This is a genomic window from Arcicella aquatica (genome assembly GCF_034928825.1).
Taxonomy (GTDB): domain Bacteria; phylum Bacteroidota; class Bacteroidia; order Cytophagales; family Spirosomataceae; genus Arcicella; species Arcicella aquatica.
Genome location: NZ_JAYFUL010000012.1, coordinates 70745 through 90278, shown reverse-complemented (window position 1 = coordinate 90278; position 19534 = coordinate 70745). Strand labels below are relative to the sequence as shown.

General features: G+C 35.5%; 17 protein-coding genes. 7 read left to right on the top strand and 10 right to left on the bottom strand.

Annotated features, from left to right (window positions below):
• The first annotated feature begins 72 nt into the window (after positions 1-72).
• The 3 genes from VB264_RS09820 (at position 73) to VB264_RS09810 (ending at position 3461) form a co-directional block, all read left to right on the top strand.
• Positions 73-1422, top strand: coding sequence for a hypothetical protein (locus VB264_RS09820; RefSeq protein WP_323248917.1), 1350 nt, complete (start codon positions 73-75; stop codon positions 1420-1422).
• A 253-nt stretch (positions 1423-1675) separates the two neighbouring features.
• Complete coding sequence (locus VB264_RS09815) at positions 1676-3049, top strand: tetratricopeptide repeat protein (protein WP_323248915.1); 1374 nt, start codon at positions 1676-1678, stop codon at positions 3047-3049.
• 16 nt (positions 3050-3065) lie between these two features.
• Entirely contained in the window at positions 3066-3461 is a 396-nt protein-coding gene (locus VB264_RS09810; RefSeq protein ID WP_323248912.1) for a hypothetical protein, read from the top strand.
• A gap of 223 nt (positions 3462-3684) precedes the next feature.
• Here the strand turns inward: VB264_RS09810 and VB264_RS25115 are convergent, their stop codons facing one another.
• Together VB264_RS25115 and VB264_RS09805 are read right to left on the bottom strand one after the other, a co-directional pair.
• Entirely contained in the window at positions 3685-3795 is a 111-nt protein-coding gene (locus VB264_RS25115; protein WP_407654650.1) for a DUF6984 family protein, read from the bottom strand.
• Entirely contained in the window at positions 3786-3959 is a 174-nt protein-coding gene (locus tag VB264_RS09805) for a DUF6984 family protein (RefSeq protein ID WP_323248910.1), read from the bottom strand. Before VB264_RS09805 ends, VB264_RS25115 begins: the two co-directional genes overlap by 10 nt.
• 554 nt (positions 3960-4513) lie before the next feature.
• Between VB264_RS09805 and VB264_RS09800 the strand changes: the two genes are divergently transcribed.
• A complete protein-coding gene (locus tag VB264_RS09800) occupies positions 4514-7141 on the top strand; it encodes a valine--tRNA ligase (RefSeq protein ID WP_323248908.1) in 2628 nt (875 codons plus the stop codon).
• 230 nt (positions 7142-7371) lie between these two features.
• Here VB264_RS09800 and VB264_RS09795 read toward each other — a convergent pair whose 3' ends face one another.
• Positions 7372-8385, bottom strand: a complete 1014-nt coding sequence (locus tag VB264_RS09795) for an SMP-30/gluconolactonase/LRE family protein (protein WP_407654649.1) — start codon at positions 8383-8385, stop codon at positions 7372-7374.
• Between the two features lie 83 nt (positions 8386-8468).
• Positions 8469-9545 (bottom strand): mechanosensitive ion channel family protein, encoded by a 1077-nt coding sequence (locus VB264_RS09790; RefSeq protein WP_323248906.1) that lies wholly within the window; start codon positions 9543-9545, stop codon positions 8469-8471.
• 168 nt (positions 9546-9713) lie between these two features.
• On the opposite strand from VB264_RS09790, the gene VB264_RS09785 reads away from it, so the two are divergent.
• Genes VB264_RS09785 through lptC form a run of 3 tightly spaced genes read left to right on the top strand, consistent with a single transcriptional unit; the run spans position 9714 to position 12418 of the window.
• A complete protein-coding gene (locus VB264_RS09785; RefSeq protein WP_323248905.1) occupies positions 9714-10442 on the top strand; it encodes a type III pantothenate kinase in 729 nt (242 codons plus the stop codon).
• Positions 10423-11796 (top strand): hypothetical protein, encoded by a 1374-nt coding sequence (locus tag VB264_RS09780; RefSeq protein WP_323248903.1) that lies wholly within the window; start codon positions 10423-10425, stop codon positions 11794-11796. The genes VB264_RS09785 and VB264_RS09780 overlap by 20 nt, the downstream gene beginning before the upstream one ends.
• 34 nt (positions 11797-11830) lie before the next feature.
• Positions 11831-12418, top strand: coding sequence for an LPS export ABC transporter periplasmic protein LptC (gene lptC, locus VB264_RS09775; RefSeq protein ID WP_323248901.1), 588 nt, complete (start codon positions 11831-11833; stop codon positions 12416-12418).
• Positions 12419-12684: 266 nt separating this feature from the next.
• Here the strand turns inward: lptC and VB264_RS09770 are convergent, their stop codons facing one another.
• From VB264_RS09770 to VB264_RS09745, 6 genes are all read right to left on the bottom strand, one after another.
• Complete coding sequence (locus VB264_RS09770; protein ID WP_323248900.1) at positions 12685-13131, bottom strand: c-type cytochrome; 447 nt, start codon at positions 13129-13131, stop codon at positions 12685-12687.
• 23 nt (positions 13132-13154) lie between these two features.
• A complete protein-coding gene (locus VB264_RS09765; RefSeq protein WP_323248898.1) occupies positions 13155-13814 on the bottom strand; it encodes an SCO family protein in 660 nt (219 codons plus the stop codon).
• A 21-nt stretch (positions 13815-13835) separates the two neighbouring features.
• Entirely contained in the window at positions 13836-14231 is a 396-nt protein-coding gene (locus VB264_RS09760) for a hypothetical protein (protein WP_323248896.1), read from the bottom strand.
• Between the two features lie 85 nt (positions 14232-14316).
• Positions 14317-15981, bottom strand: a complete 1665-nt coding sequence (gene recN / locus VB264_RS09755) for a DNA repair protein RecN (RefSeq protein WP_323248894.1) — start codon at positions 15979-15981, stop codon at positions 14317-14319.
• A gap of 72 nt (positions 15982-16053) precedes the next feature.
• Entirely contained in the window at positions 16054-16860 is an 807-nt protein-coding gene (locus VB264_RS09750; RefSeq protein ID WP_323248892.1) for a crotonase/enoyl-CoA hydratase family protein, read from the bottom strand.
• Positions 16861-16975: 115 nt separating this feature from the next.
• Complete coding sequence (locus VB264_RS09745) at positions 16976-19402, bottom strand: outer membrane beta-barrel family protein (RefSeq protein ID WP_323248891.1); 2427 nt, start codon at positions 19400-19402, stop codon at positions 16976-16978.
• Between the last annotated feature and the right edge of the window lie 132 nt (positions 19403-19534).

The following is a 19534-nucleotide window of genomic DNA, read 5'->3' as shown; positions in this document are numbered from 1 at the left end:
TTGTTTATAACAAAGCTCATATTTACTGCAAATGGATTTATATTTGCATTATCATCATAGATACGAAATACCATGTCTCGCAAAGCTCAAACAATCGATGAAGTAGACCAAGCGGTTAAATTTAATGAACCGATTGACCCAAATCATCCTTTTTTCACCGACTTTTCGGGATTAAGAGGAGAATTTGAAGATAGAATTGTTTACAAAAACTTGAATGTAAAAAAGGTGAATGGCGTTTTTACTTTCAATGCCGCACAGGATGGTGGCAACAAATCTATTCTTTTTTTGGGCGGAATGCGTGGCTCTGGCAAAACTTCCGAATTAGCCAAGTATGCCGAAAAACTCAATAGTTCTGAATGCTTTTTCTGTGTAACTTGTAATATTGACCAAGAGTTAGATTTGAATGAACTGGAGTACATGGATATTTTGATTCTTCAATTAGAACAACTCACCAAACGATTAAGTAAATATGATTTTACTGTTGATGAAGGCATTAAAGAAAGATTAGAAGCTTGGTTTACTAAAAGAGAAACAGAAATTAAAAAAGATTTAAAAATAGAAGCAGAACTTGAAGCAGGCGTTGAAATCGAGACAAAAAACCCCTTTTTTAGTTTGTTAAATATCTTTGGAAAATTTAAAACAGGTGTTGTAGGTTCAAATGAACGAGCAACAGTAGTAAGACAAAACCTAAAAAATAACTTCAACTCTTTTGCAACTATTTTTAATGAGTTTATCGAAGAAGTAAATTACTCACTTAGACATAACGAAGTCGCTCAAGAAATTCTTTTTATTGTTGATGGATTAGAGAAAACGCTGAGTGCCAATACGCGTAAAAAAATAATTATAGAAGAACAAAACCGCATTGATAAGATTAAGGCTTATACCATTTTTACTTTACCCATTGAACTGATGAGTCAAACACCTAACTTATCTCAATTCAGTAGCGTTCAAGCGTTTCCCTTTGTAAAATTGATTGAAAGAGATGGTACAGAAGATACTATTGCTTTTGAGAAATTCAAAGAGTTTGTGTATAAAAGAATAGATAGTCGTCTTTTTGAAAACGAAGCAATTGTCCATAAAGCCATTAAGTACTCGGGTGGTTCGCCTAGAGAACTGTTGAAAATTTTGGAAACTACCGCTTTTTATGTGGAAGACGACCAACAGCAAATTGATGAAATAGCCTTGGATAAAGCCTTACATAGATTAGCGAACCAAACTGCACAATATATTACTGAACCGATGTTGGAAAAGATGAAGAAAATCATTGAAAATAATCGTGCTGGAAAAGATACTCCTTTTGATGATTTATTGCAGGCGATGCTAGAAAACATCTATGTGATGGAATACAACAGTGGAAGTTATAAAAGAATAAACCCTATTTTGGAACGCTCTAATTTGTACCAACAATATGTTCAAGGATAGCTCCAATCAGGCAGAATTTGAATTGCTCATTCGTGCGACACGACATGAGCTTTTTCGTTTTATCATCGTTCAATACCAACATTTAGATTTGGTAAGAACAGTAAAAAACGATTTAAAAGCCAAATATCCTGAAAGACACGTTGCCGAATTTAACCTTGAAAATATCAATCCCGAAACGTTTATCCATTCCATTTTAGCCTGTAAAACTGGACTTGTATTTATTGAAAATTTTGATTTATTCTTCGAGGAAGAATTGCAGACATTAGCCATTGGCTTTAATCAAAGAAGAGATTTATTTTCCACACTTCCCATTCAGCTTATTGTTTTTGTACCTTTTGGTGGAAATACATTACAACATTTTCAGAAAACAATGCCTGATTTTTATTCCATTGTAAACCTAAGTATTAGTTTAAAATCAGAAAATTTGCAAGAAGAAAACCGCCCAAATAAAATCGATATAACTAAAAATGACTTCAATAATATAGCAGAAGCACAACAAGAAATAAGAAGAATAGAAAAAAGACTAGCAACATTTGAAAACACTTCCGAAAATACCCTATTGAAATTTAAGCTAACGACACAATTAGCAAAAGCGTACAGTTTTTGTAGTAATTTTTTGAAAAGTAAAGAACTTTATGAACAGTTATTACTTGAAATTGAACACCAAAATCTGGCAAGTTTAGCAACAGAAATTTCAGTAACTCAAAATAATTTAGCTATAGCCCTTAATAATTTAGGAGAAAATATGGCAGCTAAAGAATTATTGGAAAAAGTCTTGATTTCTGATGAAAAGACCTTCGGGAAGGAACATCCCAACACAGCAGAAACTTATTCAAATTTAGCATTAGTACTTCAAGGCTTAAGGGATTTTAAAAGTGCCAAAAAATTATTTGAAAAAGCCTTAATTTCTGATGAAAAAACCTTTGGGAAAGAACACACCAAAACTGCCGCTCGTTATTCTAACTTAGCAACAGTTCTTCAAGATTTAGGAGATTTTAATGGAGCTAAAGTTTTGTTTGAAAAAGCCTTGATTTCTGATGAAAAAATCTTTGGAAAAGAACATCCTTACACAGCGGAAACTTACTCAAACTTGGCATTAGCACTAAAAGATTTAGGTGATTATGAATCAGCTAAAATGCTTTTAGAAAAAGCTTTGAGTGTGGCAAGTGTAAGTCTTGGTATAGAGCATCCGAAAACAGCTATTTATTATAAAAACTTGGCTTTTGTTCTTCAACATTTAGGGGATTATGAAGGGGCTAAAGATTTATTCGAAAAAGCCTTGATTTCTGATGAAAAGATTTTTGGAAAAGAACATGCTTACACAGCAGAAACTTATTCAAACTTGGCATTAGTTCTCAAGGATTTAGGCGATAATATATCTGCTAAATTTTTATTAGAAAAAGCCTTGAATTCAGATGAAAAGAACTTCGGGGAAGAACACCCTACAACAGCAGTGCGTTATACTAATTTAGCAACAGTATTTTACAATTTAGGAGAAAATGAGAAAGCCAGAATCTTACTTGAAAAAGCTTATCAAGTCTTTTATCATCAACTAGGCAAACAACATCCTAATACAAAAACAGTTAAGAGAAGCTTAGATTACTTTATTCAAAAAAGTAAAGATTAACTTTAATTATACAAACATGGAACCCATTACAGCCACCGCTCTTACCAGTATAGTTACTTACCTTGCAACAAAATTGAAAGAAAATCAATCTGTTAAAACATTTTTCGATGATTTTACAGAAGCTACTGTTAATTGGATACGTCCTATCTTTTTAAAAGAGGATGGTTCTGAGGAGAAAATTATTCAAAAATTAAAAGAAAATCCTGATAGCCAAGCCAAGCAAGATACTATAAAAGCAGCCATTGCTTCGGAAATAGAAGATAATCCAGAAGCAGAAAAATGGCTTTTGGAAATGGTAAAAATTATTGCAGAGAAAACAGGTAATACCACGACCAATACAATGACTGTAACAGGCGATGGAAATTATAGTTTTCAAGGCATCAGAGGCTCAACCATTATTATTCATAAATGAGTATATAATATGGTATGGTTTTCTCATGTGCCATTTTTGCATTTACCAATTTCTTCTAAAAGTTCTTATAGATAGGCTTGAAACGATCTGAGTACTTCAAGCCTATTTTTTACGGCAAAATTAGGAGTGTTTAATAAACGGAGTCATTTGAATGAACACCTTTTTTGAGTATTTTTTTGTTTATATATACTCTAAACCTCAGTATCACCCTCTGGTAATTCCCTCACTTCCACCTCACCTCTTCAGGCTTAGGATAAGTAATTAAGCCAGAGAAATCTACTTTCCAAAAATCTAAATCTAAGAGTTGGTTATTTTTATTTTTGGTTAGGGTAATTTAATTAATACGGGTGTTCCGTCGGTATCGGTGTATTCTACTTGTATTAAATCGCCGTCGTATTCGTTGGGGTCTTTGTTGCCTATGCTGATACTTCCCATTTTTCCGCCTTCATATTCAAATACTTCTTCGTCGATGGGATAATCTTCGGGTTTAAAATTCAATTTGGCTAAAATTTATAATTTGACAATTCAATTAGCTCGTACATTTCGCTATAATGCTGATTATATAAAAAGTGAAAAATTATATTAAGAACTGTTACATAATCTTGAGCTATAAATAAACTAAGCTTAGAAACTATAGTATATTATATAAAAATTATTGGAAAAAGAATTAATTGAAGATGAGAAGAACTTTGGACAACACCATTCAAATACAGCTAAAACTTACTGTAAGTTGACATTTTTTTCAAGATTTAAAGGAAAATGAAAGAGCCTTGGCTTTATTCAAAAAAGATTATAAAATATTACTTTATCATCTTAGATGAATAGCATACAGCATCCTAATACTAAAATAATAAAAAAGCTAACTTAGATTTCCTAAAGCAAAAAATATCATCAACTAATCATTAATAAACCTCTCAATTGGAATATCAAATCCCAAATCAATCAAATAGCAAAAGACTTCCTTCCATTCCATTAACTCCTTTCCTTCAAAATCCGTATCTTTGCAACAAATTTCCGTCAGGGTAGAAAGGCTGACTCACAATTCTTATAAAATGATTTCAAAAACATACGCTCCACAAGACATTGAAGCCAAATGGTACAAGTATTGGCTCGATAATAAATTCTTTGCTTCAAAACCAAATCCTGACAAAGAACCTTATTCTATTGTAATTCCTCCGCCAAATGTAACGGGTGTACTCCACATGGGACACATGCTGAACAATACTATTCAAGATGTATTGATTCGTAAGGCTAGAATGGAAGGCAAGGAAGCTTGTTGGGTGCCGGGTACAGACCATGCGTCTATCGCAACGGAAGCAAAAGTAGTGGCGATGTTGAAAGAAAGAGGTATTGAGAAAAAAGATTTAACGCGTGACGAATTCTTGGCTTATGCCATGGAATGGAAAGATAAGTACGGCGGAATTATCCTTGAACAATTAAAAAAACTGGGAGCTTCTTGCGATTGGGATAGAACTCGCTTTACCATGGAGCCATCATTGTATCAAGCAGTAATTGATACTTTCGTGCGTTTGTATGAAAAAGGAAAAATTTACCGTGGCGTAAGAATGGTAAACTGGGACCCACAAGGGAAAACGGCTTTATCTGACGAAGAGGTAATTGACAAAGATGTTCAAGCAAAATTATATTACATTACTTATAACGTTGTTGGAGAAGAAGGAAGCTTAACGATTGCAACTTCTCGTCCTGAAACCATCATGGCGGATTCAGCCGTTTGTATTAACCCGAACGACGAGCGTTATACACATCTTCATGGCAAAACAGTAATGATTCCATTATTGGGTCGTGCCATTCCTGTCATTTTAGACGAATACGTAACGATGGATTTCGGAACGGGTTGTTTGAAAGTAACGCCTGCTCATGATTTAAATGACTACGAATTAGGCTTAAAACATAAATTACCAGTAATCGACATTCTCGACGACGCAGGTTTCTTGAATGAAAAAGCTGTATTATTTGTAGGTCAAGACCGTTTTGCAGCGCGTAGAAATATCGTTAAAGAGTTAGAAGAAGCTGGACATTTAGTAAAAGTTGAAGAATACAAATCTATCGTTAAAACTTCTGAGCGTACTGGGGCGGTTATCGAGCCTAAGTTGTCGCTACAGTGGTTTTTAGAGATGAAGGAAATTTCTCTGCCAGCTTTAGAAAACGTAATGAATGATAACATCAAATTGTATCCACCGAAATTCAAGAATATGTATTCATCTTGGATGGAAAATGTTAGAGATTGGTGTATTTCAAGACAACTATGGTGGGGGCAACAGATTCCTGCTTATTACTTGCAAGACGGTACTGTTATCGTGGCAAAAAGTAAGCGTGAAGCCTTGCGTAAAGCACAGCACGAATTACAGTTGTTTGCTTTGACTGAAGAAGATTTGACACAAGACCCTGACGTTTTGGATACTTGGTTCTCATCTTGGTTATGGCCAATTTCTGTATTCGATGGCATCGAAAATCCTGATAACGAGGATATTAAATATTATTATCCAACCAACGATTTAGTTACTGCTCCAGAAATTTTATTCTTCTGGGTAGCTCGTATGATTATCGCTGGATACGAATGGAGAGGCGAATTACCTTTCAGAAATGTGTATTTAACAGGGATTGTTCGGGATAAATTAGGTCGTAAAATGTCTAAATCACTTGGTAATTCACCAGACCCATTAGACTTGATTGCCCAATACGGAGCCGATGGCGTTCGTACAGGGATGCTTTTTAGTTCTCCTGCTGGAAACGACTTGATGTTTGATGAAAAGCTTGTTGAACAAGGACGTAATTTCTGTAATAAAGTTTGGAACGCTTATCGTTTGGTAGAAGGTTGGAATGCAACAGATATTTCACAACCACAGGAAAATTCATTAGCCATTCAATGGCTTGAATCTCGTTTGAATCAGACAATTATTGATGTACAAGAGCATTTTGTAAAATTCCGTATTTCTGATGCACTTTTGTCGATTTATAATTTGATTTGGGATGATTTCTGTGGTAAATACCTTGAAATGATTAAGCCTGCTTACGAACAGCCTATTGATAAAGCAACGTTTGAAGCCACAATTACGCTCTTTGAAAAACTGATGTGTTTGGCTCATCCATATATGCCATTTATCACGGAAGAAATTTGGCAAGCGATTAGCCAACGTGGAGAAACTGAAAGTATTTGTAGAGCAAGTTATCCAATTGCGGGCGAAGTAAACGCTCAGCTTTTAGGTGACTTTGATGCCTTGTTTACCATTGTTACCAAAATCCGTGAAACGCGTAATGCTAAACAACTTTCGCCTAAAACAGCCTTACCATTATCAATCAAAACTGATGATAAAGCACGTTATCAAACGTTAGAAGGTATTATTCAAAAGTTGGCAAATACCGAAACGATTGAATATGTAAGTGATAAGGTAGAGGGAGCTCTTTCATTTGTGGTAAAAGCTGATGAGTTCTTTATAAACCTTGCTGGGGAAATAGACGTTGAGGCTGAATTAGCGAATGCACAAAAAGAATTGGAGTATAATTTAGGTTTCAAAAAATCAACCGAAGCTAAATTGGCAAACGAACGCTTTGTAGCTAATGCCAAACCAGAATTAGTAGAAAGAGAACGCCAAAAATTGGCAGATGCGGAATCGAAAATCAAGGCTTTGGAAGAAATGATTGCTAGTTTGAGTAAGTAGCTTTTTAGCTGTGAGCAATGAGCTGTTAGCTTTGAGATTTATTGTTTAAATAAAAAGACTCGGGAAAAATCCTGAGTCTTTTTATTTAATTGATAATGAATGACATTTGAAAGCTTGATTTTGCCCGCAGATTTACGCTGATTTGATACGCAGATTCACACAGATTTTAAAAAGAGGAAGCCAAAGTAAAAAAGCTCAAAGCTGACAGCTCATCGCTCACAGCTAAACAACTAAAATCCTATTCCCGTTGTCAATGTTTTTACACGACAAAGATACATATCTGCTGTAATATAAAGCGTTGAGCCATCGTCTCCCCAAGCACAATTGGATGTAGGAATACCTCCTCCTATTTCAATTCTTCCCAATAGTTTTCCTGCTGGTGATATAATCAATACTCCACCAGGGCCAGTAGCAAATAAATTACCTTTTTTGTCTATTTTCATGCCATCTGGCAGACCTGTTAATTGCTCATTTTTCACCATAGAGGTTGCATCAAAAAAGATGCTCCCTTTGCCCAAACTTCCATCTTCATTTACTGGATAAGCCATATAAATGGCACTTTCTTCATGTGACTGAGCAACGTATAAAGTCTTTTCGTCTGGCGAAAATGCTAAGCCATTTGGTCTAATCAAATCATTAGCGACCAACGTTACTTCACCATCCGTACCAATACGATAAACGCCAAATTCAAGTTCTCGACTTGGGTCTTTATCTTTTTTAGCCAATCCATAAGGGGGGTCTGTAAAATAATAAGCTCCACCTGAATGCTGTACTACATCGTTAGGGCTATTAAACCTTTTTCCTTTATAATTGTCAGCCAATGTCCTTTTTCCACCTTTAGTTAGCGACATTGATGATACCCTGCGGTCACCGTGCTCACAGGCTACTAATTCGCCTTTTTTATTAATCGTCAATCCATTACTCCCAGGTTCGTCACTATATTCTCCTAAGCCTGTATAGCCCGAAGGCGATAAAAAAACTGTCGCTCCTTCTGATTCATCCCATTTAAAAATCGTATTAGCAGGAACATCCGAAAAGAGTAAATACTTCCCTTTCTTATTCCAGATGGGTCCTTCAGACCAGACATAGCCTGATGACAAAATTTCAATTCTTGAATCCACTGGAAGTAAACTTCCAAGTGTGGTATCAAACTGAGTGATTTTTCCTAGTGTTGGATAAACTTTTTGGGCATGAATTGTTGACATTGTAACAACGGTAAGGAATGTGGTTAATTTCTTTTTCATTAAATGATATATTATTTATAAACGGTTAGTTGTACAAATATACAAAAAATACAACGCTATCTATAAAAAATATTATTTCAGATTCAAGCTCTACCAACAGGATTAGCGAACTTTGCTCCGTTTCTTTCTACGATATCTACAATTTTATAATTAATTTCTTCGCGAGTAGTGTTTAAAATAACTACGTTGTTACTATCAACATTGTACGCTACCTGAATGTCTAATGAACCATCACCAATACCATCAAACCGAGTAACGCCAGGGTCTGGAGTATAGATATTTTTATGAGCCATTACTGTTTCCTGAATTTCAGATACAATTTTTTGAATGGTATCGGCAGAAGTATCTTGTTGAAGTCTGATTAATGATTTTGCTCTACGGAATTGTCGGGTACTCATGTTTTCTAAAGCTTGTGCAGTAAGTAGGCGGTTGGGAATCGTAACGACACTACCATCTACCGTTTTTACACGGGTACTCCTAAAGCCAATTTTTTCGACATCACCCGTTACCTTATCTATTTGGATATTATCGCCAACCACAAAAGGCAAATCCATAAAAAGCATTAATGAAGCGAACAAGTTTTCCAAGGTCTCTTTAGCTGCCAAGGCAATAGCTAGCCCCCCAATCCCAAGCCCTGTAACCAAAGCCACTACATCTATTTTGAAAACAATGCCGAGCATGGTAAAGAAGGTAGTAACAGACAATGTCACAATGGCCAAATCTTTGAAGAAAGGGACAAACTGGTCGTCTAGCTTAGTTTCTGTCAGTGCGGCACGTTCTTGGAAAATCAAGGAAATGAATTTTATCAATCGAATCAGAATCCAAGAAATGGAGAAAATCAGGACACATTGATAACATTTCAACACTACCATTCTCAGTCCAAATGTTTCTCTAGCAACCAAATTCCAAGAAGTAGGAAAGTGTAGGTATTGAAAAGCAATATAAACCATCAATAGAATGATGAAAAGCTCTACAGGCTTTCTGAGCATCTCAATACAAGTATGAAAAGATACTTTATCGTGCCTAATAAAACGATAAAGTATTTTACTTAACGATATCGACAACAAACGCTTTACTAATAGGCCAACAATTATAATTCCAATAAACCAGAGAATATCATTAACTTTATTTTCAAGAATTTCAGACTCTAAGAATTCCATAATATTTATTTATTTTTCTGCAAAGATGGCAATCATCTTTTGGAGTGAACACAAGAATTTTAAAAACTCGTTCCCAAAATTGTAAAATTTGCTTTTATTTTAAACGATGTACTTTCACTTTTATGTGAAAAAATTATTCCTAAGGCAATTTTTCACCTTCTATTTTATATGAATTTAGCTATAGATTTAGGAAACACTTTTGCTAAAATTGGTCTTTTTGAACAAGGAAAACTGATAGAAACAAAAGGCTCTTTTACATATCAGGCATTATTGGAATATGTAACACACTTGAAGCCAAGCAATATTATTATTTCAACAGTTAGTTATTCAGAAGAGCAATTAAGGCAGGATTTTGATAATACTGAGGCTAAATTGTTATTTTTAAAAAATACCACGCCTGTACCCATCACTAAATTGTATGATACGCCCGAAACCCTCGGAGCCGACCGCATTGCTGCGGCGATTGGTGCCAGGGTGGTTTTTCCTGAAAACAATGCCATGATTATCGACATGGGGACTTGTATTACTTACGATTTGGTTGATATTGAAGAAAACTTTCATGGTGGCATTATCTCCCCTGGCGTACGGATGCGTTTTACTGCTATGAATACTTTTACGAAACGTTTGCCGTTATTAGAACCAGCAGAAGCCCCTATTATTTTGGGAAAAAGTACAGCCCATGCCATGCAAAGTGGCGTAATGAACGGCATAACCGCTGAGATTAATGGATTTATTGAAGAATATAACAAGCTTTTAACAAAAATTAACGTCATTTTATGTGGCGGAGATGCTACATTCTTTGCAAACCGCATAAAATACCCGAACTTTGTAATACCAGAGTTGGTGCTGATTGGACTTAACAGAATTTTAGAATATAATGTCGAACAAAATAAATAGTATTTCAAATTTTATGCGAGCAACAATCCCTTTAAGGGTTGTAAATAGAAAAAGTTACAATCAAGCATTTTCTGCTAAGTTCCTATTCAAGTCTTTCTCTCGTTTATTTTTGGCTGTTTCTTGCCTTTTGGCATTTCATTCAATACAAGCTCAACAAACAAATTCTCCATTTTCATTCTTAGGAATTGGCGAGGTTTACAATGGTGGGACAGCAGTAAGCTCAATGTCGGGTGGCTTAGGTGTTGCTAGTTCTAATGGTATTTATGTAAATACATTGAACCCAGCCATGTTAGCACGAAACCGCTATACTGTTTTTGAAATGGGTGTAAATACAGAATTCAAAGCAATGCAAGATAGCAAACAGCGTTCTAATACCTATAACGGAACTTTAGGACCTGTGATGTTATCTTTACCTGCCTCACCACGTTGGACATTAGCATTGGGTTTAACCCCTTATTCTAACGTAGAGTATAAAACTGTTACTTCAAGAAAACTTAACGTAATTGGAACAGACAGCTCGACAACTACTTACAATGGTGATGGTGGTCTTAATAAAGCGATTGTTAGCAATGGTGTAAGGATTACTAAAAATATGTATGTGGGGCTTGAAACCTCTTATTTATTCGGTGTAATCAACCGGGATATTACCACACAAAATCTTACTGACGGACAAAATTATCAAGTAAAATATTTTAACCGTTCTAATTACTCAAGTGTCCACTTTAAATTAGGCTACCTTTGGAGACCAAAAATCAGCAAAGAGTATTTTTTGAATGTGGGAGCAACGGCTGAATTTGCCCAAAAGATTGGTTTAAAGAATCTTGGCGGATTCGATATTTATGATGCCACGGGCATTACCCTTATTAATGCTGATACCCTATCAAACCCAAATGCAAGTATAACGCTTCCTGCCAATTATAAATTTGGTGTTAGCCTTGAAAAACCAGGAAAATTAGTGGTTTCATTAGATTACTCTACTACAAAATGGACTGGCTATAAAAACTTAAATGGCTCGTCGGAAGGTCTTAGAGATGCTTATACTGTAGCTGTTGGTGCTGAGTATATTCCAAAGTTTGATGCTATTTCTGGTTATTTCAATCATGTGATGTATCGTGTAGGAGCTAACTATACACAATCTCCTTATAGCTATAATGGTAATGAAGCGGCCAAAGACATGAGCTTTTCTGTAGGAGTATCGTTGCCTTTGCGTACTATTTCTTACGTAAACATTGCTTTTGTTAGAGGGAAAAGAGGAGTACTTTCGAGTAACGGCTTAGAAGAGCAATATAGCAAAATAGTAGTTGGCTTCTCATTAGGTGACTTTTACTGGTTCCGTAAACCAAAAATTGATTAATTATTTTAATTGTATGAATCAATTAAATATATATATGAAGCTATTTCCAGATTTGACAGTCCTTGTCGGAGTTGTCAAACCTGTTTTACGCCCATTTTTATTGGTCTTTATTGGTTTATTGAGTATTTGTCTAACAGCTTGCTATGAAGAGAAAAAAGAAATCGTCAAAAAGCTGTATAATGGCCCCCTGTCTGAAATATATGGTGTAAACATGGTTTATTCAGATTCTGCCAGATTAGTTGTTAGAATGTCAACAGAAAGTCAATTGACAATGCCGAATGAAGATAAGGTGTATCCTAATGAAGTAAGGGTTTTCTTTTTTGATAAACTGGGGAATAATAGTACTACTTTGAGGAGTGATTCAGCAAGGTATATTCGTATTAGGAATGTGTACCACATCATGGGAAGGGTACTAATCAACAACCAGATAAAACACGAGACCTTAGCTACCGACGAACTATACTGGAACCCCGATACCAAGAGGATTTATACAGATAAGCCCGTTGATGTAAAAACGCCTGAAAATATATTACATGGCATAGGAATGGATTCAAATCAGGATTTTACAGAATATACGATTAGAAAAGTAACTGGTACTGTTAAGGTGAATAGTTTGCCATAAACATGAGTCATCCCGAATTTTTCCTAAAATTGTGGGTTTTGGAGACAATTTGAGAGGTTTTCTAATTAATTATTGTCTAGCCCTTACTTTTCTTTCCTTGATGAAAGAAAAGTAACAAAAGAAAATCAAGAATTCCTAATCGCATCGGCGAACCGACTCGCTCCGCTCAAACAGTAGGAATTCGGTGCCCATCAATCATAAAAAAGCGGTCGAAATTAGTTTTTCGACCGCTTTTTTATGATTTTAAAATTCGGGATGACTCATGTTTATTCTACCTTATTTTTACAAGTCTTTAATATCTTCTCAACATCTTTTACATTAGTTATCGTTTTTTCGCCACCCCATTCATTATAAATAAACGTTGCTATTTCGGCTACATCTAATGCTTGTAATTGTGTATTAGCAGGCATTGGTTGATGATAAGTTTTACCATTTACTACAATGGTATCCATTAAACCATTTCGCATCGAACAGAGTACTAATTCTTTATTCTTGGTCAAAAAATCAGAACCTGCAATCGGCGGATACAATCCTGCCAAGCCTTCTCCTTTTTCTTGGTGACAATTCGCACAGTGCATTTTATACAAAGCCTGTCCGTCTATATAATACTGTTTTCGTTTAATCTCCTCTTTGCTATCACAAGCAGTCATGGCAAACAAGGTTATTAAGCACAAAGAAAAACCTAATTTATGGGTAATATATCGGGGTGACATCAAAATGTGTTTCAATAATGTAATTATTTATTTGAACTTGTTTCTTTTAAAAGTATCTCCATATCGTCCATCAAATTATCTACTTTTGCAGCGACAGTTCCATCATAAAGACCACGAATATGGCGATTTTTATCTACCAATATAAAGGCTCCGCTATGTACTACGCCACCGGGCTGTGTAGGGTCATCGGCGGCTGATACCATATAGCTTTTTTGTCCGATTTCATATATCTTAGCTTTATCGCCCGTAACCATTTGCCAACTATTGCCTTTGATGCCTAAATTACTTCGAAACTCTTTTAAGACCGCAGGTGTATCATGACGTGGGTCAATAGAATGCGACAATAATACTACGTTAGGATTATCCTTATACTTTTCATAAATCCTTAACATCTGCGTTTTCATTTTTGGGCAAATAGTAGGGCAAGTCGTAAAAAAGAAATCCGCTATATAAATTTTTCCTGCAACAAACTCTTGGGTAATTTTAACAGAATCTTGATTGATAAATTCAAAATCTGGAATGGTATGATAAAGCGTATCAACTACTTCTTTACCCCCATCAACCATTTTTTTAACAGCTTCTTTATTACCTAAATAAGGTAATTCTTTAGGAGTTTTACTACAACTCGCTAAAGCCACTACTAAAAAGACTACTGACAAAGACTGAACAACATTTATCTTCATAATAATTTGCAAGCATGAAGGCTATTTTTTCAAAAAAGCTTTTGCTTCTTCTATACTAGCATTCGTTAACTCTTTTACTTTTACAATTTTGTTTTTCTCTTCCTCGTAATATTTTACTACTACTTCTTCCGATTTCCCTTTTACTTCTTCAGGATTATATTTCTCCATCCAATTCATCATCTGTACATCCGCAGAATCCAAGGCTACATACAAGTCCTTTGCTTTTAGTGAATCAGGTGATACTTTAGCGACAGAGTCTAACTGCCCTTTTAGAATCATAATTTCATCCATTTTGGGCATTACCTCATCATGAACAGCCATTACTTCTTCAATCATCTTTTTTTGTTTGTCTTCTTCTGACTTCGAGCAGGCAAAAACAAACGGCAGCATTAAAATTGGCAAGAGTATTTTCTTCATATTGATGGTTTTCAGTTTAGTTTGAAATGCGATATTTTTATAACAAACTTTTAAGTCTTAACGTTTAGGAGTTGTGTCAATATTTTTAGCTGACAAGGTGTTTACTTAGTATTTCACGAGCATTTTCAATAATTGCTCTGGATGGATTTTCGCCCCCAATCATTTGGGCTATTTCCATCACTCGCTCTTCGCTAGTCAATTTTCTAATTCTTGAAACGGTTCTGTCTGAAGAATTATCTTTATACACAAAGTAGTGTGCTGCCCCTTGTGCTGCAATTTGGTGAAGATGGGTAATGGCTATTAATTGGTGATTTCGGCTCATTTCCCGCATCATATTGCCCACTTTTATCGATACCTCACCAGAGATTCCTGTATCAATTTCATCAAAAATAATCGTTGGTAACGCTCGTTTATTAGCCAATATATATTTTATCGCCAACATCAAACGGCTAAATTCCCCCCCTGAGGCTACATTTTTGATAGGTTGTGGCTTAACGCCCTTATTGGCTGAAAATAATAGATTAATCACATTAATACCCATTGGCGAAGGCTTGATGATTTCATTTTCTATTTTCAAGCTAGCATTAGGCATTCCTAGGTCTTTCAACAAATCAGCTATTTGTTTTTCGATGATAGGTAAAGCCGAAAGTCTTGATGCAGATAAAGCCTCAGCACTTTTTAATACTTGTTTTTCCGTTTTCTCTACCTCGCCTTTTGCCGTTTCAAGGGCTTCGTCGATATTCAGTACCTTATTTACTTTTTGCTCTAACTCTTTCTGAATAATCAACAATTCAACATCTGTTTTTACTTGATGTTTCTGTAAAAGATTATAGATGATATCAAGGCGTTGTTGAATGGTAGTGATTTTTTCGTCGTCTAATTCTACCTCTTCTGCCTCATTTTCTACTTCTACTGCTATGTCCTTTAGCTCAATCAAGCAACTTTGCAGACGTTGCTTTAATTGTAAATATTGCTCACCAAAAGCACTGATACTGTTCAAATTCGCCAAAGTTGAGGTCAACAGTGGAATGATTGATTGTTCAGTTGCATTAAGGTACTCGGCAGATAATAGTAACTTTGACTTTACCTCCTCCGCATTCTCTAGCTTATTTAACTCTTGTTCTAATACTTCTAATTCGCCAGCTTTCAGTTTGATTTTTTGCAGTTCATCTAAGAGGAATGCATTATAATCAAACTCTTTTTTACTTTCTTTCGCTTCTATTTTCAGTTGGTCGTATATTCTTTGTGCCTTATAAAAAGCCTGGTAATCTTTTTTATAACTATCTAACAAGTCATGATTTTGTGCAAAAGTATCTACAATTTCCAGCTGATAGTCGTTGGCACCCAATAGTAAATTATCGTGTTGCGAGTGCACATCCATCAATTGTGTGGATACTCTGCGAAGTGTCTCCAAGTTTACAGGCGTATCATTGACAAAAGCACGGGTTTTGCCTTGCGGGGAAATCTCACGGCGAATCACGCAATGTTCATCATAATCCAACTCTTCTTCTTCAAAAATATTCTTGATAATATAGCCAGAAACATCAAATTCGCCCTCGATGATACATTTTTCGTTAGGATTAAAAAGTGTACGAGTATCAGCACGATTGCCCAATAACAATCCTATGGCACCCAACATAATAGACTTTCCCGCACCTGTTTCGCCTGTAACAATGTTCAAGGCAACATCAGGGGTTAGTACGAGATGCTCAATTAAAGCATAGTTTTTTATTTGTAACTTCGTTAGCATAAGTTGTTGGCATAAAAGCCTTGTCTGTCAATTCTTCACAAATATACTAAGGTATATGGAGTACATTATTATTCAATTTTCAAATTTCGTCGCTCTTTTTGTCATTTTAGCCTCAAAAGCTTCTTGTAAATCGGCTGAAAGTAACATTCCTGCATTCCAAGTAGCCATATAATTTAGTCCATCGGCTACTGAATGGTCACGCGTATGCAATAAAATATGCTTGGTTCCTCTGATAGCAACAGGAGATTTCTGTGCTATCATTGTTGCCAATTTCATTACTTCAGCCAACATCGTTTCTTTATCGCTAAAGGTGCGGTTTACTATCCCGATTTCTTTCGCCTCTTTGCCATCTACATTTCTACCTGTATATGCCATTTCTCGTACTAAACCATCACTAATGAGTTTTGGCAATCTTTGCAAGGTACCTAAATCTGCCACCATCCCCATGTCAATTTCTTTAATACTGAAATATGCGTCGTCAGTACAATAGCGCATATCACATGCACAAATCAAATCTACCCCTCCGCCAATACAACCGCCATGAATAGCCACTAACACAGGTTTTGAACAGTTTTCAATGGCATTGATGGGTGCTTGTAGGCTTAAAATATCTTTACGTATTTTTTCTCTTCGTCGAGCATCACAAGGCGTTTGTGTTTGCGTAACAGACATCAGCAAGCTTAAATCAATACCCGCACAAAAATGTTTGCTTGTACCTCCTTCCAAGACAATGACCCTTACTTCTGGGTTTTCGTCTAGTTCAGTAAATACATCAAAAATTTCATTCCACGCCGTTTGATTGAGTGCATTGGCTTTATCAGGACGATTGATAACAAGATGAGCAATATGATGCTGGATGGTTAATTGAAGAGTTTCCATAGCTTTGAGTATAAAAAAATTCACAGAGAAAAAACTGAAAATCAGCAATTTCTCTGTGAATGTTGAAGTTAGAAGATATAGATTGGGAACGCAAGATTAAAGCAAAATATTTCGATTAATTTCTGCCTCTAGCCCCACCCCCATCATTACCATTATCGCTTGGGCGTTGATTGACTTTTACATTGGTATTACCAAAATTATACGTGAAATTGATTCTTAGTCTACGGTTATCCCAACGGTACTCCCCTGCAGAAGTCAACTCGGTCGTGCGGGCTACATTTTTATAACGGTTCAAGTCAGCAGGGTCTTGGATAGAAATCTTCAAGGTACCTTTTTTATCCCACAGGAATTTCTTGATACCTAAATCGAAAGCTCCTTGGGCTTTACTGGTTTCAAAGCCCCATGTTTCACCTGAATTGATATAACCTGAAATCTCAGCAGAGAGGGTTTTATTAAGCGTAAATGTTTGTTGAAGATAAAGCCCGCTATAAAACTGGTTGACATCTACTACAGCCTTTTCTCTTTGATAATTATACACATTAATACCACTCCAAATGTTGATATTAACATTCCACCATTTGGTCAAATTAAATGGTAATGATGTACTGAAACTCCACCATGATATTTTCCCATTTACGTTTTCAACAGATTCGCGTATATACCTGCGTCCTGTAATAAAAGTAGTGTCGAGGTCGTAAACATCTGAAAAAAACTGGTCTACCTTTACATAATCAAAACTAAAGCTAAAAGCATCTTTAATAGTGTGTGTCAAAGAAACTTTGTTTTGGATAGATGGTAACAAATTTGGATTACCTCTTGAATATTGTTGTGGCGAAAAGAAACGATTGAATGTATTATAATTGTTAGCATCTGGTCTGTTAATTCTTCTAGAGAACCCAAAAGAAATGGCATAGTCTTTCGTAACTTTTTTATTTAATGAAAGGGTAGGAAACAGGTTAAAATAATTTTGTGCTGAAAGCCCCACTCCATCTCTATCTTTTCCTGAATTATCAGTTTGTTCTCCTCTTAAACCTAGTTGTAAGTTCAGGGTTTTGCTTAGTTCAGCGTTTAGCATAAAATACCCTGCATAGATATTTTGTCTAAAACGGAAATAAGAGTTTACTAATGCTCCGTTGTCTCTGAAATTGTCGTTAAAGTCTTTTTCATTATCCGAAAAACTTGTTTTAAGCCCAGTCTCTAGCTTTACTTTTTTAGTAAGGTTTTTAACAAAATCTGCTTTAAAAACATAAGTCAATGCATTATCAGGAGCAATAATTTGGTTTTTCACCAAATCTGTTTGACTTTCAAATACCGTAGATGTTTGAAAGCGATCATTGGATTTTGTTCTGTTTACAATTATATCAAAATCAACATTCAGCACTGTTCCTGATGTATCAAAATTTTGTTTCCAATGGGTATTAATCAGGAAGTTTTTATTAGTATAATCTCTATTACGAATCATTTCTAGCAACTGAGTTACATTCTCTTGCTTATTAACTTGGTTGGTCGTTCTGTCTAGGGGATTATCAGAAATAGCTCCTTGTAACGATACTCCAAGGCTTGTACTCTTGCTAAAGTCATAATCAAAGGCAAATTTAGATGACCACGATTCGCCACTTCCTAAAGATTTACCAACGTTTTTACGTGTTTCAACAACTTGGTCTCCTTTAAATAGTTCTTGGTATTCATTGGCGGCATTTAGCCAAGTCATATAATTTCTACTAAGATTGGCATAAACTGTATATTTCCCTTTTTTAGCATTCATCGTAATTCCCTGACTGTTTTTAGGGAAACTACCATATTCCTTATAATTACTATAGCCAACACCCATATCAATGATGTAATTAGTCCCAAAATTCTTTCCTTTTTTGGTTTTGATATTGATAATCGCCGTAGTACCCGAGGCATCATAACGGGCTGATGGGTTTGTGATTACTTCTATTTTATCAATGTCGTCACTTTTTAATGTTTTCAAGAAATTGGCCAATTGCTCTTCGCTCAAATAGGTTTTTCTATCATCAATCATCACCATTACACCAGCTTTTCCATTTACTTTAATCGTCTCAGCATTTCTATCTACCGTAACGCCCGGCACTTTTTCCATCAACTCTAAACCGTTCAAACCAGAAGTAACAGGGCTAGCATCCACATTCATAATCATTTTATCACCCGTTCGTTCTATTAATTGTTTCTTAACGGTTACTTCTACTTCTGCAAGGTTTTTAGACTCTAACGCCAGTTGAATACTTCCAACATTCAGATTAGCACGTACATCAATTTTTTGATAATATTTTTTGTATCCGATTGCCGTAATGGATAACAAATAGGAATTATGAGGGATTTGTGAAACGGTAAAATTGCCATCGACGTCTGCCACAGCTCCCTTTAGCATCGTAGAATCTTTTTCGTTCAAAATTAATATATTAGCAAACGAGGCTGCCTGCTTTTTTTCGTCAACTACTATTCCTGAGATAGTTGACTGTCCGAATGTCTGAATGGTAATAAGTAGGAATAATACAAATAAGGTAGGTTTAAAGATCATAGCGTTTAGTGTTTTGATGATTTTTTTAAGAAGATGCAAAGTTTATGTAGAATGTTGCATTCAAAAAGTTAAAAACACTTAACAAAGATTGAACCTCAGGACAGGACATTGCAAAAAATGCGTCATAGCGAT